Annotated in this window: 13 protein-coding genes; 8 read left to right on the forward strand and 5 right to left on the reverse strand. The window is 73.5% G+C overall.

Annotated elements, in window-relative coordinates; all coding sequences use genetic code 11:
* Positions 1-168: 168 nt before the first annotated feature.
* Positions 169-1,326, reverse strand: coding sequence for an FUSC family protein (locus STTU_RS06740; RefSeq protein ID WP_007821085.1), 1,158 nt, complete (start codon positions 1,324-1,326; stop codon positions 169-171).
* 309 nt (positions 1,327-1,635) lie between these two features.
* Between STTU_RS06740 and STTU_RS06745 the strand changes: the two genes are divergently transcribed.
* The 3 genes from STTU_RS06745 (at position 1,636) to STTU_RS06755 (ending at position 5,723) form a co-directional block, all read left to right on the forward strand.
* On the forward strand, positions 1,636-3,027 hold the full coding sequence (locus STTU_RS06745; protein WP_234019178.1) for a hypothetical protein: 1,392 nt from the start codon (positions 1,636-1,638) through the stop codon (positions 3,025-3,027).
* 75 nt (positions 3,028-3,102) lie between these two features.
* A complete protein-coding gene (locus STTU_RS06750) occupies positions 3,103-4,410 on the forward strand; it encodes an AAA family ATPase (protein ID WP_007821098.1) in 1,308 nt (435 codons plus the stop codon).
* Positions 4,407-5,723: a DUF2201 family putative metallopeptidase gene (locus STTU_RS06755; protein WP_078518936.1), complete on the forward strand. Its 1,317-nt coding sequence runs from the start codon at positions 4,407-4,409 to the stop codon at positions 5,721-5,723. Before STTU_RS06750 ends, STTU_RS06755 begins: the two co-directional genes overlap by 4 nt.
* 16 nt (positions 5,724-5,739) lie before the next feature.
* Here STTU_RS06755 and STTU_RS06760 read toward each other — a convergent pair whose 3' ends face one another.
* A complete protein-coding gene (locus tag STTU_RS06760) occupies positions 5,740-7,764 on the reverse strand; it encodes a CocE/NonD family hydrolase (protein WP_007821100.1) in 2,025 nt (674 codons plus the stop codon).
* Positions 7,765-7,816: 52 nt separating this feature from the next.
* Positions 7,817-9,115: an ATP-grasp domain-containing protein gene (locus STTU_RS06765; RefSeq protein ID WP_007821102.1), complete on the reverse strand. Its 1,299-nt coding sequence runs from the start codon at positions 9,113-9,115 to the stop codon at positions 7,817-7,819.
* 631 nt (positions 9,116-9,746) lie between these two features.
* On the opposite strand from STTU_RS06765, the gene STTU_RS06770 reads away from it, so the two are divergent.
* Positions 9,747-9,926, forward strand: coding sequence for a hypothetical protein (locus STTU_RS06770; RefSeq protein ID WP_043254402.1), 180 nt, complete (start codon positions 9,747-9,749; stop codon positions 9,924-9,926).
* 31 nt (positions 9,927-9,957) lie between these two features.
* Here STTU_RS06770 and STTU_RS06775 read toward each other — a convergent pair whose 3' ends face one another.
* Positions 9,958-10,746: a class I SAM-dependent methyltransferase gene (locus tag STTU_RS06775; protein ID WP_199785061.1), complete on the reverse strand. Its 789-nt coding sequence runs from the start codon at positions 10,744-10,746 to the stop codon at positions 9,958-9,960.
* A gap of 539 nt (positions 10,747-11,285) precedes the next feature.
* On the opposite strand from STTU_RS06775, the gene STTU_RS34870 reads away from it, so the two are divergent.
* Positions 11,286-11,444, forward strand: coding sequence for a hypothetical protein (locus STTU_RS34870; RefSeq protein WP_199785001.1), 159 nt, complete (start codon positions 11,286-11,288; stop codon positions 11,442-11,444).
* Between the two features lie 337 nt (positions 11,445-11,781).
* On the opposite strand, the gene STTU_RS06785 is transcribed toward STTU_RS34870, so the two are convergent.
* Positions 11,782-14,685: an acid phosphatase gene (locus tag STTU_RS06785; protein WP_007821114.1), complete on the reverse strand. Its 2,904-nt coding sequence runs from the start codon at positions 14,683-14,685 to the stop codon at positions 11,782-11,784.
* 798 nt (positions 14,686-15,483) lie between these two features.
* Here STTU_RS06785 and STTU_RS06795 point away from each other — a divergent pair.
* Genes STTU_RS06795 through STTU_RS06805 form a run of 3 tightly spaced genes read left to right on the forward strand, consistent with a single transcriptional unit; the run spans position 15,484 to position 19,074 of the window.
* Positions 15,484-16,995 carry a sugar ABC transporter ATP-binding protein gene (locus STTU_RS06795; RefSeq protein WP_043254408.1) on the forward strand — a complete coding sequence of 504 codons (1,512 nt, stop codon included), beginning with the start codon at positions 15,484-15,486 and terminating at the stop codon, positions 16,993-16,995.
* A complete protein-coding gene (locus STTU_RS06800; RefSeq protein ID WP_043254410.1) occupies positions 16,992-18,038 on the forward strand; it encodes an ABC transporter permease in 1,047 nt (348 codons plus the stop codon). Before STTU_RS06795 ends, STTU_RS06800 begins: the two co-directional genes overlap by 4 nt.
* Positions 18,031-19,074, forward strand: coding sequence for an ABC transporter permease (locus STTU_RS06805; protein ID WP_043254412.1), 1,044 nt, complete (start codon positions 18,031-18,033; stop codon positions 19,072-19,074). Before STTU_RS06800 ends, STTU_RS06805 begins: the two co-directional genes overlap by 8 nt.
* Positions 19,075-19,119 lie beyond the last annotated feature (45 nt).

Genomic DNA, 19,119 nt, shown 5'->3' on the forward strand with positions numbered 1-19,119 from the left:
CTTTTCATACCTGGGGCGACCGTTCCGGCTGTCGGCGCACGCACGCCCCGGGGGGATCGCGCCCCAGCAGCGCGAAGGCCGCCGGAGCGGCCCCGCACACGCCATCGGAGCGGCCCCGCCCACGCCGCCGGAGCGGCCCCGCGACGGCTCCTTCCGCCCTCCGCTCGCTCAGCTCCCGACCTCGCTCGGCACCTCGCTCACGAGTGCCCGCAGCAGTTGCCTCGTCTCGGCGAGCAGTTCTCCGGCCGGGACGGCGCCCGTGCCGGAGAGCGCGTGGAAGGACGCGTCCAGCACCTCGTACGCCTCGCGGACCTCCTCGGGTACCGCCCGCGACTCCAGTCGGTACGGGGCGCTCGGCTCCCGGCGCGCGAGTGCCTCGTACTCCCGCTCGCACAGCACCGCGAGCGTCTCGGCGAGCCGGGCCCAGTCCGTGAAGAAACCACTGCCGGGCGAGCGCAGCGGGTTGTCGCCCTGCGCGAGGGTCGCGAGGGTGCGGGTGACGGCGCGCAGGTGGTCGGTGACGGCGGTCCAGCGGGCGTCGAGGGCGAGCGGCGGCTGCGGGGCCCGCGCGCGGCGCAGCCGCAGTCCCGGGTTGAGACGCGAGCTCTCCTCGCCGCTCAGCCTGGCCTCCCGTACCTGCCGCAGCGACTCCTCGACGTGCCGGGCCCCGTCGTGCCAGTCCAGTGCCTGTTCCGCCGACCACTCCCCCCGGAGGCCGCCCGCGATGTCCCGCAGCAGCCGGCCGGTGTCGCGCGGCAGCCGCAGCAGCCGGTCGCCCGCGTTGCGCAGGTGCACCGGGGGCAGCACGAAGGCGTTGACGGCGATGCCGATGACGGCGCCGATACCGGTCTCCAGGAAGCGGTGGCCGATCTCGGTGGGGCTCACCGAGGTCGCGGTGATGACGAAGAGCGCGGTCGTCGCCCCGTAGATCCCCTGCGCGCCGAGCCGCCGGTAGGTGCCGACGAGGACCAGTGGCGGCAGCGCGAGGGCCATGGCGCCGAGGGTGTCCCCGCGCGTGAGGGAGAGCGCCGCGGCGGCGGAGAGGGTGCCGATGAGGATGACGGCGAGCTGCTGGAGCCCGGCGCGCAGCGAGCGGTAGACGGTCGCGTCCACGAGCGCGAGCGCGGTCCAGGGGGCGAGCAGCGCCATCGGTGCCTTGAGCCACCACCCGGCGAGCGCCCAGGCGGCGATCGCGGCCCCCGCCGCCTTGAGCGACTGCACGACGGAGTCGCGCTCGGGCCCCGGCTGCCGGAACACGGTCCGCACGGTCGCGACGACGGCCGCCGTCTCCTTGCGGGCCCAGCGCCCGGTGTCCCTCGGCCCCACCGGCGACCTCCTCGTATGCGGTGACACGGTGGGTACCCCCTCACGGGACGCTCACGCGAAAGGCGCGCCGGGGGAGGTCCGGGACAAGGGGGCGGACGGGGGCGCCCGGAAAACGGGCGTCCGGGAGAGAGGCGCCCGGAAGGGGGCGTTCGGTCCGGGAGCGGGCGTTCGGTCCGGGAGAGGGCGTCCGGCGCGGCGGGAACGTCCGGAAAAAGGGTGGCACTCCCCCTCCCCCGCGCCTACGCTCGCCCCGATGACGACATACCTCGCTCTCCGAGAGGAGGCCCCACGCCCGCACGGTGAGTGCTGATGCTCACTGCCGAGGCGTTCGGGGACTCCCCACCGCACCGCCCGGACGGGTCCGGGCCGCGCCCGGCTGATTCCGGGCCCCACGACCAGCGGCTTCTCTTCTGGCGACGCGTGCGCGCGTGGGCCGTGCCGCCCCGCATGATCGAGACCGCGACACGGCGGCGTGCCGCCGGAGACTGGGCGGGGGCCTGTGCCGCCGCCGACGTCGACGTCTCCTTCGGGCTCCGCGCCGTCCGGCACCGCTGGGGCGAGGCGCTCGCGTCCCGGCTCAGGGACGATCTGCGGTCGCTGGCACCGGACTTGCTGCGCTGGCACTTCCCTCGTACGGGCCCTGACGGGCTGCTCCGGTCGGGCACGGCGGTGACCCTCGCGCGGTACGCGGCCGGGACCGGCAGGCCCGTGCACCTGCTCGCGGGGACGCCGCCCGCCTCCGTACGGGCCGGGCAGCGCCTCACGCTGTGGCTCGGCGACCGTCCGGGACCCGACTGCCCTGCCCCGGACCGCCGTTTCCGCCTCGATCTGCACCGGCACCTGTGGGACGCCGGGCGCAGTGGCGAGCTGCGCGAGCGCGCGGTGATGCGCCCTCCCGCCGAACCTCCGCCGTGGCAGCACCTGTTGGGCTCGGAGTCGTACGCGTACGGGCGGTGGGGCGCGGAGGCCGCGCTCCTGCTGCGCGCCGAGGGGCGCGGGGACGCGGGGCGCGTGCTCGTGCGGCTGGGCCGTTCGCGGCGGCTGCTCCTGCACGTGCGGGACGGGTCCGTGACCGCCGCCAATGAGGTGCGCGCCCGCGCCTGTCCGGGTGTCCCCACGCTGCCCGACGCGGCTGTCCGGGTGCCGCCCGACGTGGAGTTGCTGCGCGCCGGGCTCCTCACCCCGGACGCGCTGCACCCGCTCGTCGCCGCCGCCCTCGCCCCGGACACGCCGCACCCGCTCGTCACCCCGGACACGTCCGGCCCCGTACCGCGACGGCCGCCGGGATCGGACGTGTTGCGGATCGCGTGCCAGGGCGCGCGCCACCGGCTCGGACGCACGCGTGTGGACGGGCCGCTCGTCGCGCTCGACCACACCCAGGAGGAGCTGGAGCGCGAGGGGTTGCTCGTCCTGCTCGGCGGACCCCCGCTCCCCTGTCTCGCCGCGCTCCGCGAGGCCGAGCGCTCGCTCGACGCCCACCCCGAGGTGCGCGAACTGCTGCGGTACGGGGACGTGGCGGGCGCCACCGAGCGCGTCACCCAGCTCTTCGGCCCGCGACACGAGCTGCCCGAAGGGGAGTTGCGGACCGCGCTGGAAGAGGCGGGCCGACGGCGGCTCCGCCACGACCTGCACCGCACCGGACTGTCCCCGGCCCAGCGCGTAGCCCTTCCCCCGGCGCCCCGCCGCCGACCCGCCCCCTGAAGCGCACGTCGCCCACTCGCCGCCCCACCGCTCGACCACCGCACGTTCCCTCCTCACACCCTCAGGTGATGCCCCATGCCACGAACCGCTGCCGCCACCCGCGCCCGGACACCCGACGCGCCCCCTTCCCCGGCCACCGCTCCCGCCCCCTCCCCTCTCGACACCGCGACCGCGCTCCTCGGCCTCCTCGCCGACACCACCACCGAGCCCCGCCCGAACGACGACCTCGAAGCCCTCACGCTCGCCGTGGCCGCCGACCTGCCGGTCCTGCTGTGGGGCGAGCCGGGCATCGGCAAGACCGCCGCGCTCACGCAGCTCGCCGAAAGCCTCGATCTCCCGCTCACCACGGTCATCGCGAGCGTCCACGAGCCGTCCGACTTCTCGGGGCTGCCCGTCATCGGTCCCGACCCGGCGAGCGAGGGCATCCCGATGGCCCCGCCGGACTGGGCGGTGCGGCTCGTGCGCGCCGGTCGCGGGCTGCTCTTCCTCGACGAGTTGTCCACCGCTCCCCCGGCGGTGCAGGCCGCGCTCCTGCGGCTCGTGCTCGAACGGCGCGTCGGCGCGCTGCGGTTGCCGCCGGCGGTCCGTATCGTCGCCGCCGCGAACCCGCCCGCATCGGCCGCCGACGGCTGGGAGCTGAGCCCGCCGCTCGCCAACCGCTTCGTGCACCTCACGTGGCGCCACGACCCGCGCGTGGTCGTGCGGGGGCTCGGCGGTACATGGCCGGTGGCCGCGCTGCCCGCGCTCGACGCGGGGCGGCTCACCGAGGCCGTCGCGTACGCGCGGCAGGCGGTGTGCGGCTTCCTCACCGCCCGCCCCACCCTCGTCCACCGGCTCCCCTCCACCGAGACCGTGCGGGGCAACGCGTGGCCCTCGCCCCGCAGTTGGGACATGGCGCTGCGGCTCACCGCCTTCGCCTCGGCGGCGGGGGCCGGGCGGGACGTCCTCGCGCTCCTGGTGCGCGGCGCGGTCGGGGACGGACCGGGGTACGAGTTCCTCGCGCACCTGGACCGCATGGAGCTACCCGACCCGGAGGACCTGCTCGCCGACCCCGCGCACGCGGTGCTGCCGGAGCGCGGCGATCGCAGGCAGGCGGCGCTGGACGCGGTGGTCGCGGCGGTCAACGCCCGCCCTGAGCAAGGGAGATGGCAGGCCGCCTGGGAACTCCTCGCCCATGCCGCGCGTACCGGGGCCCCCGACCTGCTCGTGACCCCGGCGAGCACGCTCGCCGCGCTGCGCCGCCCGGACTGGCCGGCACCCCCGGCGATCGAAGGGCTCTCCGGGGTCGTCGCGCTCTCGCACCGCGTGGCGCGCGCGGGAGCGGAGGCGGACGAGGAGACTCGGCGCACGGCGGAGCGGGAACGGGCGGAGACGTGGCGATGACACGAAGGGACACGCCCTCCGCCATACCGCCGCGCACCGCCGTACCACCGCGCTCCGCGCCCATACCACCGCGCGCCGTTCCCGTACCGTCCGCCGCGCCCTCCACCCCCCTCGACACCGACAAGCTCTACGCCGCCCGGCTCCTGGCCGTCCGCCACCGCCCCTACCTCGCGACCGCGCTCTTCGCGCTGTCCCCCGTCCCCTCGGCGCGCGTGCCGACGATGGCGGTGGACCCGTACTGGCGGCTGTACGTGAACGCCGTCTTCCTCGCGCGCACGCCGCTCGCCGAACTCGCGGGGGTGTGGGTGCACGAGGTCTCGCACCTGCTGCGCGAGCACCACGACCGCGGCGAGCGGTACGTGGCGCTGCACGGCGCGGACGGTCCGGGGGAGCGGCTGCGGGTGAACATCGCCGCGGACTGCGAGATCAACGACGACGTCTACGGGGACGGGCTCGCCGCACCGCGCGGAGCCGTACAGCCTGCCCATCTCCATCTCGAATCGGGCGCGTTGATGGAGGACTACCTGCGCCGGTTCCGCCTCGGGCCGGGCACCGCGCACCTCGCGTGGCTGGAGTGCGGCAGCGGCGCGGACGGTCTGCCGCGACGCTGGGACCTGGGCCCGGACGGAACTGACGCGCTGGGCCGCCGGGACAGGGACGCGGTGCGCTTCCGTGTGGCCCGCGCGCTCAAGGGCGCACCGGGCAGCGCCCCGGCGGGCTGGCAGCGCTGGGCGGAGCGGGTCGTCCACCCGCCGCAGCCGTGGCAGCGGTTGCTCGGCGCGGCGGTGCGGTCCGCGGCCACGGCGGCGGGCCAGGGCTCCGACTACCGCTACGGCCGCCCGCCCCGCCGCGCGGCGGCGCTCCCGGAAGCGGTCCTGCCGAGCCTGCGCCGCACGCCGCCGCGCGTCACGGTGGTGATCGACACCTCGGGCTCGGTGAGCGACGCGGAACTCGGCTCAGCCTTACTCGAACTGGCGGCGATCGCACGGGCGTTGGGCGGGCGCCGCGACCTGGTCAAGGTCATCTCCTGCGACGCGGCGGCGTCCCGCGCCACCACCCTGTGCGCGGCGGCCGACCTCCCCCTCACGGGCGGCGGAGGCACCGACCTGCGGACCGCCTTCCCCCGCGCCCTCGCCACCCGCCCCGACACCCTCGTCGTCCTCACCGACGGCCAGACCCCCTGGCCCGCCGCCCGCCCACCCTGTCGCACGATCATCGGCCTCTTCCCCCGCGAGACCGCCTACGACGAGGACGACGACACCTACACCCCCACGGGCCCCCCGGCCTGGGCCCGGGTGGTGGAGATCGGGTGAGGTCTCACACCGCCCCTCACACCAGGTCCCGCCCCACCCGTTCGCTCCAGTTCCGCGAGAACACCCGCTCCCCGCCCTCGAAGGCGTCGAGCGTCGCGTGGACGTGGAAGTGGTCCGCGTCGCACGTGAGGGTGGTGGTCGTCTCGGTGCGGGTGTCCCAGTCGCCGCGCGAGAAGCGCATCGTCCAGGCGGAGTGGCCGCGCGGCGAGGTGAAGTCGTCGGCGCTCCAGTCGTAGCGCTCGACGGCCCGGCGGCCGACGTCCAGGTCGATGGCGGAGTAGTGCGTCGTGCCGCTGTCCTTCACGATGTCGAGGGACCCGTGGTAGTCGACGAGGTCGCGCGAGACGCGCCAGGACTGCTCGGGCGGGACGCGCTGCTCGGTCGCGAGGGGGCGCGCCGCCTCCGGCTCGCCGAAGGAGATGCCCTCGTCAGGCGCCGGGACCGGGCGGACCGGGAGCGTCAGGGTGCTCGTGCGCGCCCGCACCGCGAGCATGACCGGCTCGGGCGGGGGCCAGGCGAGCGGCCAGTAGGAGGTGGAGAGGGACAGGCGCAGGCGGTGACCGGCCGGGAATGCCTGCGCGATGCCGTTGAGCCGGACCGTGGCACGGTACGTGCGGCCCGGTTCCAGGGGCTCGGGGGCCTCGCTCCCGTCGCGGCGGGTGAGGTTGAGGATGCCGTACGAGACCCGCGTCGACGCACCACCGGGTGCCACGTCCGAGAGCCGCGCCGCCACCTGGGCGACGGGCCGGTCCACGGTGAACTCCAGCTCGACGGTCGGCGCCCCCAGGATCTCCAGGCGCTCCGCGAGGACGCCGCTGTCGAAGACGAGCGAGCCGCCGTCCTCCTCGCGCTGGTCGTAGGGCAGGTCAGGCGGCGCGTTGTACGAGGCCCACTTGCCCGCGTACTGGCCGACCGAGAGCGGCGAGGAGACGGTGAGCCATTCGTCGGGCCCCCCGTCCGGGGCGCCCGGCTCCTCGATGCGGTGTGCCGTCAACGGGTGCACGCGCGACCGCACTTGGGGGGAGGGCAGGCTCGGCTCGCCGACCCAGCGGCCGGGCCGCTCCTCGTAGGCCGTCGACGGCGGGACGCTCTCCTGCATCCAGGACTTCAGCATCGGCCCGTCCATGACGCCGTTCTCCTCGCCCTTGAGCCAGTGGTCCCACCAGCGCACGACCTCCTGGAGGTAGCCGATCGCCGGGCCGGGCTCGCCGAGGTGCGGGAACTTGTGCGACCACGGCCCGATGAGGCCCTTGCGGGGCACGTCGAGGTGTTCGAGGAGTCGGGTGACGGCGTTCGAGTAGCCGTCCGCCCAGCCGCTGGAGGCGAGCACGGGCACCCGTACGGCGCCGTAGTCCTCGCACACCGAGGCGTGCCGCCAGTACGCGTCGCGGCGCTGGTGGCGCAGCCACTCGACGACCCACGGGCCGCTCGCCGCGAGGCGCTCGTGCCACATGTCGCGCCACCGCTCCCCGACGACCGCCGGGTCGGGCGGGCACGTCGCGTAGGCGAACATCGTGCCCGCCTCGGCGAGGTTGTCCGAGAGCATGGCGCCGCCCATGTAGTGCATGTCGTCGTCGTAGCGGTCGTCGGTGAAGGAGGCGAGGACGACGGCGCGCAGGCTCGGCGGGCGGCGGGCGGCGGTCTGGAGCGCGGCGAAGGCGCCCCAGGAGATGCCCATCATGCCGGTCGCGCCGTCGCACCACGGCTGCTCGGCGAGCCAGGCGAGCACCTCCTCGGTGTCGCGCTGCTCCTGCTCCAGGTACTCGTCGAGGAGTACGCCCTCGGAGTCCCCCGTACCGCGCAGGTCGAGCCGCACGCAGGCGTAGCCGTGCCCGGCGAGGTAGGGGTGGTGCATCGAGTCGCGCACCGAGCTCAAGTCCCGCTTGCGGTACGGGATCGCCTCGAGGACGGCGGGCACGGGCTCCGTGTCGGACGAGACGGGCCGCCACACGTGCGCCGAGAGCCGGACGCCGTCCGGCATCGTGACGAGGACGTGCTCCTCTTCCTTCACGGGGTGCGGGAGTTGGCTGACGTAACGCATAAGTCCTTTCCGGTACGGGGCTCTTCGGCGGTGACGCGGCGACGCGGTCGCCTCAGACGTCCTGGATCTCGAAGCGCAGCCCCCGTACCGCACGGTCGTACTTGGCCTCCAGCTCCTTGTCGCTGTCGGCCCCGACGTACAGGTGCGCCAGCTCGGAGGAGTAACTGTCCTGCCCCGGCATCTCGGAGAGCCGTACGCCCTCGTCCGGCACGATCACGACCTTCACGCCCGGCACCTCGCGCTCGATCTCCGCGATCTCCCCGGCGGTCGGTACGCGGTCCACGATGCCGTCGCGGAAACGGCGGTAGTACCACTTCGCGCCGTACTCGTACTGCCCGTGCCCCTGCGCCACGCGCGGGTCGCGGCCGAGGGCGAGGCTCAGCATGCGGTGGTGGTTCGGGACACCGTCGACGTGCGCGAACATCTCGGCGTGCGACTGCGAGTGGCGCGGGTTGATCTCCAGGATCTTCACGTCGCCGGTCTCGGGGTCGTAGAAGAACTCGATGCTGAACGTCGCCGCGTCGAGCCCGGTCCGCTCCATGACGCGCCGCGAGATGTCCACGACGCGTCGCGTCGTCTCCTCCGGCAGGTCCGCCGGGTACTGGTGGCGCAGGAAGCAGGCGCTGTTGGGGTACGTGTGCGAGTCGAGCACCCCGTAGACGACGACCTCGCCGTCGTGCACGTACCCCTCGACCGCGAACTGCACCCCCGTCAGCGCCTCCTCGGCGAGACACGCGGCACCGCCCGCCTCGGCGATCTCCGGCGGCAGGTCGATGCCGTCCATGAGCCGCGTGAACGGCCCGCCGACGCGGCCGATCCCGGCCCGTATCTCCGCCACGGCCTTGCGGAACTCCGCCTCGTCCTTGACCCCGAAGGCCAGCTCCGACGAGTACGACTTCACGGGCTTGAGCCACATCGGGAAGGACACGCCCTCGGGCGGGCGCGGCTCGGTCTCGTCGAGGTCCACGAGCCCGAACCCGGGCACGGCCTCGGGCGCGGCCTCGCGCTGGATGAGCCGGCTCCAGTACTTGTGCTCGCACCGCACGATGGACTCGACACTCGTCGCCTGCAGGCCGCGCTCGGCGCACAGCAGCGGTACGAGGGCGCTCACCGGGAAGTCCCAGTACCCGACCACGGCGTCCACGCTCCCGTCGAACGCGTCGAGCGTGGCGCGCGCCTTGGCGAGCAGACCGTCGAAGTCGATCTCGCCCTCCTGGAGCTCGGCGACCGTGAGGAGCGGACGGAAGGTCAGCGCGTCGGCGCCGGGAACTTCGCGGAGCGTTTCGAGGTTGTCGTCGTCGAGCCCGACGACGAAGACGTTGAGGCTCTTGTTTCCGCGCGTTTCGCTCATAAATGCTCCTGTATTGATCGATTGCCGGGGTTCGGCGCGAGTACCCGAGGGGTGGAGCGGCAAACGAAGCCGGACGGAGGGAACGGCACAAGAGGCGGGGCCGGGCACGCGTCGGCCGGGGCGGCTCGCGCCAACGCGACGGCGCCTCACGGCTCACGCCGTTCGCGCAGGTGGCGGGGGCGTCGTCAAGGGCAAACGATCCGGGATGAGTCCGGTACGCCGGGGCGGCCCCGAGCGCCGTCTCGTACCGTCGTGGAGGGCTCGGGCCCCCTGTGGGCCCCGGTCTCCTCTTTCTGACCCACGGTGAAAAGCAGCCGTCGCTTCGCTTGTCCGGGCCCGTTGCTTCGCGGTCGGCCACCTCGTGAGGCGGACGTGTTGTCGGCGAAGGAGGGCGTGCACGTGTCGGGAACGGTGCTCCGAGAACGTGGTGGCGTGCTACACACCGGTAGGCAGGGACTGGGAACCGGTCGCGAACAAGTCCGCTCCGACCGGCTCGGCTTCGTGCTGTCCGCTCGACCTATAACGACACCCTCCGGGCCCTGCGGGAGACCGGTCGCCCGCACCACCCCGCCACCGTGGCCCGCCAGGCGGTGCGGACGGTGTCGATCTTGTCGGCCGGGACGGCTGGGCGGTGCCCGCCCTTCTTGTTCTTGGCCTCGGCGGCCCGGAGCTCGTCGCAGGTCAGCTCTCGTCGGAGGTCGCGTCGGACTTCCTCGGCCGCTACGCCCTCACCCGCCCGCCGACGGCCCGGCCGCGCCCGGTGCCTGATCCGGACACCGACGAGAAAGCGGCCGACGACGAGATCAGCTGACCGCTCCCCAGCGGTCACGTCGTTCTGGTTGCTACTCGGCCTGCAGGACGAAGAAAAGGAAGCAGAGGAATCGTGGCTCGGCCGCGATGGCCTCGGGGAACATCTCGCGGGCGGCGGGATCGGGATCAGGCTCGCTGATGACCGTTATCCGGAAACCGGCCCCGAGGAAAGCCTCGATCATCGCGTGCAGCGGCCTGTGCCATCTGCTCACCAGGGCGGTCTGGCCGCCGATGGTCCACTCCACGGTCCACCTCGTGGTGTCGAAGTATGTGCACTCGGCCTCGCGACCGGCCTCACGGTGGATGAGATTGATGGCAAACGGATGGTCGACAGACGCGATCAGCCGACCCCCGGGCCTGAGTACGCGTCGCAGCTCGGCCAGCGCCGGTCCCCAGTCCTCCAGGTAGTGCAGCACCAGGGACGCCGTCACATCGTCGAACGTGTCATCAGCGTAAGGAAGCGGGCCGCCCAGGTCCGCCACCTGCAGGTCCGCAGCGTCGCCGAGCCGCTGCCGGGCCAGCTCCAGCAGCCCGGCACTCGTGTCGAAGCCACTGACATCGGCGCCACGGTCGCGCAGCGCGGCAGACAGGGCCCCCGAGCCGCAACCGGCGTCGAGGATCCGCCGGCCGGTCACGTCTCCAGCGAGGGCCAGCATCGCGGGCCGTTCGTAGTAGGCATTGACCAGATTGGTTTCGTTTGCGGCCGCGTACGCCTCAGCGAAGCCGTCGTAGTCGTTGGCCTTCGACGGATCCACACTCACTGCGGACGGCGAGACCAGCTTGGTGGAAATCGAGTGCTCCTGGCGCTCGCTTGGGATCATGGTGCGGGAGACGCGCGCTGCTGCAGTACGGTTCCTGGCCGCGGTCAACTGCTGCGCCGCGTCGTCACATGGGTCGAGGTCGTCCACCCCGGAGTCCTCTTCCTGTCGGGCCACGCCGGTGCGGCGGGCCCTCCCGGAGTCCAGCAAGCGCCCCGGTGCTGGTGCCGGAGAGCCGAAGCGCGAGCGCGAGGCGCCCCGGGCCCGCGAGCACCGGTGCCGAGACGGTCGGAGAGGTCCGACTCGGGTACGCCCGTGCCTCGGCTGCCCGGCAGTACCTGGACGCACCCCACCGCCGAGGCCGGGGTGACCCGGGTTTCGGAGAGAGTCCCCGCCCGTGCCGCCATCCGCCCACACTCGGAGGCGGCCGTCAGAGTCGCCGGGGAGATCCTTTCCTCCGGCGTGCACGTCACCCCTCGCCGTCCACGAGCACAAACGGCGCGGCCTCGGCATCGCTCTCGCCATGTCCGCCCAGGAAGGGCAGCGACGTCGGCTGCAAATTCCTTCCCGGACAGCTGAAGGGCCCGCGCGACACCGGCGGCATGCCCTCCATGGCCCTCCGCCTGCGCGACGAGAAGGACATGAGCCTGCGCGACATCGCCAAGCGGCTCGTCATCACGGGCACGGAGAAGGGCAGCACTCCTCACCGGCCACCGTCATGCGAGCGCGGCGCGAACACGACGAAGAGGCAGAGGCACTGACGAGCGCCTGACCGCTGCGAGCTCTGTCGCTGATTTGCGCCGTGGGTCAGAGACAGGAGACCCCGGCCGCTGCCGGTAGGGGCCAGGAAGCGCGTACGCGTGGCGGTCGGTGTGCTCGGCTCATCGGCCCTCCCGCCGACGAGGCCGCGCTGCCATGGAGGGACCGCGTCGGGGAAGCCTCCGCCCTCGCGGTACCCACTCGCGCGGCGGGCGCGGCGGGGCAGGAACAAGAGACGGGCGGCGCCCGGCCGGAGTACGAGACGGGCGCCGCCCGGGGTGGCGCTCGGCCTCCCCCGGGCGGCGCCCAGTCGCGTGGGGGTGCTCGTCCCCTCGCTCGTCAGTGCGTCGGCACGCCCTCCCGGTCGACGTGGACGCCGTTGACGGTGAGGGTCCCGTCCCGGTGCGCGGCGACCTTCGCGGTCATCGCCGCCGCGAGGTTCAGCCGCTGCCAGCTTCCCGGCGCTCCGTCCTCGTCGAGGGCGTACCCCGAGGGGAGCTGGGTCGCGGCCAGGACGGTGCGGCGCTGCGCGGCGGACAGCTTCGGCAGGGCCGTGCGCAGGAGGTCCTCGGCACCCGCGGGCACGGCCGGGGGCAGGTCCTTCGTCCCGATCCGGGGGAAGCCGTAGGTCAGCCGGTGGGTGTAGACGTCCAGCGCCTCGTCCGTGGGCAGGTAGGGACGGTCGTGCGCGATGCACCGCGCGAGGGTGTCACCGGCTCCCGACTCGCGGCACTTCCGCGCGAGCACGGCCCGCAGTTCGTCCTGGGCCTGTTCCAGCAGGGTGCGGAACCCGGGGTCGGACCAGCGGCCCTGCGCGGTCCGCTCCCCCACGATCCGGCCGCCCATGATGTCGGTCGGGTAGTGGAAGGCGAGCAGGATGCGGTGCTCCCCGTACTCGGAGGCGCGGGCGAGGATCTGCGGGGCGAGTTCGGGCAGAAGGGTGGCCAGCACGATGCCCTGCGCGTAGCCGTGGCTCGTGTGCCCGCTGGGGAAGGAGCCGTCCTTCGCCAGGCCGTCGTAGCCACCGCGACTGTCCCACGGCTTGATGAGACCGTCCTCATCGGTGAAGCCCATGCGGACGAAGGGGCGTTTGTACTGGTAGGTGTTCTTGGCCGTCTGGTACCAGTCCGCCGAGGAGCCCGGGGTGTGTTCGACACGTCCGGACAACAGCGCTTCGGTACGCGGCAGTTCGCCGTTCTTCAGCGCCTGCGCGTAGAGCGTGCCGAGCCGGGCGCCCAGGCCGTCGGCCATCGTCCGGTAGGGGCTGCTCCTGCCGTCGATCAGTGCCTCGTGCACCTCGGGGTCGGTGGCGTCGGCGGGCGCGTTGTTGATGTCGACGACCGTCCGGTCGTTCAGCGCGGTCAGCTCGTCGTAGCGCGTCCCCGCGGGCAGGGCCTGGTTCTCTCCCATGAGGGACGGGGTGTCGCGCGCCTCGGTGAACGAGCGCAGGAGCCACGTGAAGTAGTCGCCGCCGTCGGGAGCGGCGGGCAGCCGGTCGGAGTCGTGGACGGTGCTGAGCTGCTCGTCGGTGAAGGGCAGTGAACCCTGGGCCGGTACCAGCGATTCGAGGCGGAAGTAGGCGTCGGAGCTGGTGCGGTCGCACTGGTGCACCTCCACGGCGAGCGTGTTGGTGCCCGCGCGGAGGGCGGAGGCGGGGACGACGAAGGCGGTGCGGAGAGGGTCGCCCTGCCCTGAGGTGCCCTCGGGGGTCTGGTACTGGAGGTTCTTCGTGATCGCCCCGTCGTTGCGTCCCGCGAGGCGCCGGCCGTTGAGGTAGACCGTCACCGTGTCGTCGTGGACGACGGTGCCGACGAGCCCGCCGCTCGCGTCGATCGTCGCTCGGTCCATGGTGAAGTCGGTGCGGAAGAAGTACGCCTCGACGGTGTCGCCCGTGGAACCGTCCTTGTGCAGGTTCAGCCGGGTGCGCACGGGGAAGTCCGGGCCGAGGTCGGTGCCCTGGTTCTTGACGCCGAAGGGACCGGCGGCCGTCTTCCACGGGACCCCCCGCGGCGGGGAACCGGGGCGGGTCCAGGCCGTGCGGTCCGCGTCCCCGGCCGCCGGGTCGACGCCCGGCGCGTCGAGATAGGTCCAAGTGGTGGACGCGTCGAGGAGGGGCTTGCCGAGCTTGATGTCGTCGATCCAGCCGGAGATCCGGGAACCGGCCTTCGCCGCCGGATCGTCGTAGCGCAGCCTGACCTCGGTGATGCGCCTCCCGGCGAGGGCGCCGAGGCCGACGGAGACGGTACGCCACCCGCCGGGGGCCGCCGCCTCCTCGCGCTTACCGGCCGGGCGGGTGGTGCGGACGCGGGGGTGGCGTCCTTTCGCGGCGGTGTGGACGACGTCGACGCTCACGTGCGCGGAGGCGGCGTCCTGCGGCCGGACCGCGTAGCTCAGCGTCGCGCCCTCGCCGAGGGGCACGTCGAGGCCGGACCGCAGCACCACGGAGGACCGCGCCGGGCCGGACTTCGGGACCTGCGCCGCGTACCGCAGCGCGTACGAGCCGTCGGCGGCTCCGCCCGCGTCGGCGTTCTCGACCGCGACGCCGAGCGGCGAGGTCCCGGCGTCCGGGAGGCCGCGCGGCGTCCAGTCCGCGAGCTGGAGCTTGGTGCGGTCACCGGTCGCGCCCTCGCACCTGTCGGCGCAGGTGTCCGTCAGGCGGAGCTGGTAGTAGCGGTACGCGCGCGTGGTGGCCAGCGCGTAGAAGTTGCTCTGCCCCCGGGCGGCGAACCGCTGGTCCTTCTCCTCGCCGAGCGCGCTCCACGAGCTGTCGTCGGCGTTCTCGGCGGCGGCGGCGCTGTTGCTGCCCAGGACGGTCCAGGCGGCGGGGTCACGCGGCGGGGCGTCGTTGGCGGAGGTGAGGGAGTAGCCCGAGAGCGCCTGCGGCGAGCGCAGCTCGTAGATCACGTGGACCGGTCGGGCGTCCGTCGGCCGGCCGCTGCCGCTCGCGTACCACTTGGTCGCGCTGTCCTGGTCGAAGAGGCTGTCGGCGTTCTCGTCGACGCTGGTGGCGTTGGCGTGGTCCGAACGCGCCTTCACTACCCGCGCGGTGGGTCCCGCCGTCTCGCCCCGCAGGTTGCGCGCCGCTCCCGCCGCCGGGAACCCGGCGGGCCGCGAGGTGCCGGGCTCGTACGAGGCGGACCAGTACCCTCCGGCCGGTGGGGAATCGTCCGGCGGTCCGCCGGTCACGGCCGCGACGGGCTGCCCGCCGAGCGGGACCAGTACCAGAGCGGCGAGGATCGCCACGAGTCCACGGCCGGATCTCCCGAACACGCGCACGCACCCACTTCCTGGCCTCACGACCTCCCGGCGAGACGACGACGGCCTCACGCGGACAACGTTGTCAGCACCGTCGAGCGTGACGGCCGCCCACCAGAGGTGTCAATGCTCGCGGCATCGTATGTTCCGCTCCCGGCAGCAGAGTTGAGCCAACCCCTCTGCCGGAGGGATGCCCCGGAGGCGCGTCGCCGACCGCCGAGAAAGCGCCCCCGCGAGGTCCCCTGGGCACTGCCCCGCGGATCGAAGAACGTTCCCACCGGCACCCCGGACCGGGTCGCGGGGCGGGACACGGCAAGCTCCGCGCCACCCCCGCCCGGCAGGTGATCCGCGACCCACCCAGCGATCCCCCGTCGAGCGGCGGGAGCCGGCCTCTCGCGAAGGCTCCCCGACCCCCTTTCATGAATCGATTCATAGACACAGCCACCCTCACACCCCCCACCAGGAACGCATCCCCCGCTCCACCGGCAGCCCTCCACCCGCGCGTTACCCAATCGTGCCCCACACCACCAATCCCGCACTCCGCCCGCCCGTATCGCCCCATACGCAGAAATAGGCAGTCGCACGCGCGAGGCCCCCGACGCTCCCCGCGCCGACATCCCACGTCTCACCCCTTGACCGCCCCTCCGCGAGCGGGCTAGCTTCCCGGCAACTTCGCTGAAACATTTCACACGCTGCTTGTCGGCGATCCGGTCCCTGCCGCTCCCGTGCGTCACCTCCGCGTCCGTACGGCCGCTCCCCCCTTCGCACCTCTCACGGAGACACGTCATGTCGCATCCCGAACCGGAGTCCGTTCCGGTCCTCGCGCTGGAGGAGGTGACCAAATCCTTCGGCGCGGTGCGCGCGCTGCGCGGCGTCTCCTTGCGGCTGTACGCGGGCGAGGCGCACGCCCTCGCCGGCGAGAACGGCGCGGGCAAGTCGACGCTCATCAAGACCCTGGCCGGTGTGCACCGGGCCGACAGCGGGCGCGTCCTGCTCGACGGCGCCCCCGTCCAGTTCCACGGCCCCGCCGACGCGCGGGACGCGGGGGTCGCGGTCATCTACCAGGAGCCCACGCTCTTCCCCGATCTGTCGATCGCCGAGAACATCTTCATGGGCCGTCAGCCGCGCCGCGCCCTCGGCCGCGTCGACCACCGGGCCGTCAGGGAGGCGACCGCCGGGCTCTTCGCGCGCCTCGGCGTCCCGCTCGACCCGGACCAGCCCGCGCGGGGCCTGTCCATCGCCGATCAGCAACTCGTCGAGATCGCCAAGGCGCTCTCCTTCGACGCGCGCGTCCTGATCATGGACGAGCCGACGGCCGCGCTCACCGGCAGCGAGGTGGCGCGGCTCTTCGGCGTCGTCAGGGCTCTGCGCGAGCAGGGCGCGGCGGTCCTGTTCATCTCGCACCGCCTGGAGGAGATCTTCGCGCTGTGCCAGCGCGTCACGACGCTGCGCGACGGCGCCCTCGTCTCCACGAGCCCGCTCGACGGGCTGAGCGAGGACGCCCTCGTACGGGCCATGGTCGGCCGGGACCTCGACGCGCTGTACCCGAAGCAGGACGCCGAGGTCGGCGACGTGGCCCTCGGCGTGCGGCGCCTGACGCGCGAAGGGGTCTTCACGGACGTCTCCTTCGAGGTGCGGCGCGGCGAGATCGTCGGTCTCGCCGGGCTCGTCGGGGCGGGGCGCAGCGAGGTCGCGCGCGCCGTCTTCGGCGTCGACCGCTTCGACGGCGGCGAGGTCGAGGTGCTCGGGCGGCGGCTCACGCCCGGTGCGCCGAGCCTCGCGATGCGCGCCGGGCTCGCCCTCGTACCCGAGGACCGGCGCGCCCAGGGCCTCGTGATGGACATGTCCATCGCGCGCAACATCGGCCTGACCGGCTTCGCCGACACGAGCCGCGCGGGCCTCATGAACCGCGCGGCGGAGCGCAGCCGCGCGCTGGACTGGGCCGTGCGGCTCCAGGTGAAGTACACGCGCCTCGCGGACGTCGTCGGCACGCTCTCCGGCGGGAACCAGCAGAAGGTCGTGCTCGCCAAGTGGCTCGCGACCGCGCCGCGCGTGCTCATCGTCGACGAGCCCACGCGCGGCATCGACGTCGGCACGAAGGCCGAGGTGCACCGTCTGCTGTCCTCGCTCGCCGCCGAGGGGGTCGCGGTGCTGATGATCTCCTCGGACCTCCCGGAGATCCTCGGCATGGCGGACCGCGTCCTCGTGATGCACGAGGGCCGTCTCACGGCGGAGCTGACGCGCGCCGAGGCGACGGAGGAGTCCGTGATGGCCGCGGCGACGGGGAGGGCGGCATGAGCGCGTCCACCGCCCCGGTCCCCGCCACCACGTCCGCCCCGGGCCGCAAGCTGCTCGACCGGGTCCTCAAGGCCCGCGAACTCGCCGTCGCCGCCGTGCTCGTGGTCATGCTCCTCGCGACCCAGCTCTCCCACACCGGGTTCCTCTCGCAGCAGGGCATCAAGGACCTCCTGCTCAACGCGACGATCCTCGTCCTCGTCGCGACGGGGCAGGCAGTCGTCGTCCTCACCCGCAACGTCGACCTCTCGGTCGGCTCCGTGCTCGGCATCTCCGCCTTCGCGGCGGGCGACTACCTGCACGGCGGGGGCAGCCCCTGGATCGCCGTGCTGTACGCGGTCGCGGTCGGCGCCGTCTTCGGGCTGCTCAACGGGGCGCTCGTGAGCCTCGGCAAGGTCCCCGCGCTCGTCGTCACGCTCGGCACGCTCTACATCGTGCGCGGCATCGACTCCGTGTGGGTCGGCTCGCGGCAGATCGTCGCCGCCGATCTCCCGGACGGCTTCGTCGACTTCGGGCACGACGGCGTGTGGGCGGTCCCGTACCTCGCCGTCCTCGCCCTCGTGGTGCTGCTCGCCGTCGGGTACTGGCTGCGCCACTACCGCGGCGGTCGCGAGCTGTACGCGCTCGGGTCGAGCCCCGAGGCCGCGACGCTGGCGGGCGTCGCTGTGCGCAGGCGCGTCCTGACCGCGTACGTGCTGTGCGGCGTCCTCGCGGGCCTCGCGGGCGCGCTGTACCTCGCGCGCTTCGGGAACGTGGACTCGGCGACGGGCAACGGCTACGAACTCACCGTCGTGAGCGCCGTCGTCGTCGGCGGTGTCGCCTTCACGGGCGGCGCGGGGACCGTCTACGGCGCCGCGCTCGGCGCCCTGCTGCTGACCTCCATCAACAGCGTGCTCCCGGCCATCGGCGTCAACTCGGTGTGGGTCACCGCGATCAACGGGGTCCTGCTGCTGCTCGCCATCGCCGTGGACCGTGTCCTGGCCCTGCGCGTCGCCGCCGTGCTGCGCAAGCAGGCCGGGCGGAAGAGGAGTGCCCGTCATGCCTGAGCCGATCACGAGCCCCCGGCCCGCCGCGGGGACCGCGCGCCCGGACACCTCGCGCCTCGCCGGGGCCGTGCGCTGGGACACCGCCGTCGGCGCCCTCCTCGTCGTCCTGCTGCTGTGCTCCTTCTCCTTCGTCGACAACTTCGGGAACGCCCTCAACCTCTCGTTCCTCATCGGCAACACGCTGCCGATCGCGCTCATCGCGCTGCCGATGACGATGCTCGTCGTCTCGGGCGAGGTGGACCTCTCGGTCGGCTCGACGGTGGGGCTCTCGGGCGCCGTCATGGGCGCGCTGTGGAACCACGGCATGGCGATCGAGACGATCATCCCGCTGTGCGTGCTCCTCGGCGTCGTCTGCGGGCTCGTCAACGGGCTCCTCGTGACCCGGCTCGGCCTGCCCTCGCTCGCCGTGACGATCGGGACGATGGCGGCCTACCGGGGCATCGCGCAGATCGTCCTCGGCTCCGACTCGGTCACCGACTTCCCCTCCCCGTACCTGGACTTCGGCGCGGGCCGCTTCGGCGAGACCTTCCTCCCGTACGCTGCCGTGCCCTTTCTCGTACTGCTCGTGCTCGCCGTCGTCGTACTGCACGCGACGCGCGTGGGCCGGTCGCTCTTCGCGATCGGCGCGAACGAGGAGGCGGCGCGGTTCGCGGGGGTACGGGTCAAGCGGCTGCGCCTGTCGATGTTCGTGACGACCGGCGTGCTCTCCGCGCTGACCGGCGTCTTCTGGGCGCTGCACTACGCGAGCGCCCGCTACGACAACGCGACCGGGCTCGAACTCTCCGTCATCGCGGCCGTGCTGCTCGGCGGCATCGACTTCGACGGCGGCAGGGGCACCCTCGGCGGCGCGATCGCCGGGGTGTTCCTGCTCGGGACGCTCCAGAACGTCATGAGCCTGCTCAACGTCTCGGCGCAGTCGCAGATCGTCGTGACGGGCGTCCTGCTCGTCGTCTCCGTCCTCGCGCCGCGCGTCGGGCGCCGGGTCGCCCTGGCGAGGGCCCGCGCGCGCACGCAGGCCGCCCCGGCCACCGGCTGATCCCCCGGCTCGTCCCGCCCCTCCCGTACGGACCCTAAGGAAGCC

Origin of the sequence: Streptomyces sp. Tu6071, assembly GCF_000213055.1 — a bacterium.
Classification (GTDB): domain Bacteria; phylum Actinomycetota; class Actinomycetes; order Streptomycetales; family Streptomycetaceae; genus Streptomyces; species Streptomyces evansiae.

What these genes read in the sequence shown, in the direction of transcription:
- STTU_RS06765 (WP_007821102.1), bottom strand. Translation starts at nt 9,115, where the DNA reads ATGAGCGAAACGCGCGGAAACAAGAGCCTCAACGTCTTCGTCGTCGGG.
- STTU_RS06775 (WP_199785061.1), bottom strand. Translation starts at nt 10,746, where the DNA reads ATGATCCCAAGCGAGCGCCAGGAGCACTCGATTTCCACCAAGCTGGTC.
- STTU_RS06755 (WP_078518936.1), top strand. Translation starts at nt 4,407, where the DNA reads ATGACACGAAGGGACACGCCCTCCGCCATACCGCCGCGCACCGCCGTA.
- STTU_RS06750 (WP_007821098.1), top strand. Translation starts at nt 3,103, where the DNA reads ATGCCACGAACCGCTGCCGCCACCCGCGCCCGGACACCCGACGCGCCC.
- STTU_RS34870 (WP_199785001.1), top strand. Translation starts at nt 11,286, where the DNA reads ATGCCCTCCATGGCCCTCCGCCTGCGCGACGAGAAGGACATGAGCCTG.
- STTU_RS06805 (WP_043254412.1), top strand. Translation starts at nt 18,031, where the DNA reads ATGCCTGAGCCGATCACGAGCCCCCGGCCCGCCGCGGGGACCGCGCGC.
- STTU_RS06760 (WP_007821100.1), bottom strand. Translation starts at nt 7,764, where the DNA reads ATGCGTTACGTCAGCCAACTCCCGCACCCCGTGAAGGAAGAGGAGCAC.
- STTU_RS06745 (WP_234019178.1), top strand. Translation starts at nt 1,636, where the DNA reads ATGCTCACTGCCGAGGCGTTCGGGGACTCCCCACCGCACCGCCCGGAC.
- STTU_RS06800 (WP_043254410.1), top strand. Translation starts at nt 16,992, where the DNA reads ATGAGCGCGTCCACCGCCCCGGTCCCCGCCACCACGTCCGCCCCGGGC.
- STTU_RS06795 (WP_043254408.1), top strand. Translation starts at nt 15,484, where the DNA reads ATGTCGCATCCCGAACCGGAGTCCGTTCCGGTCCTCGCGCTGGAGGAG.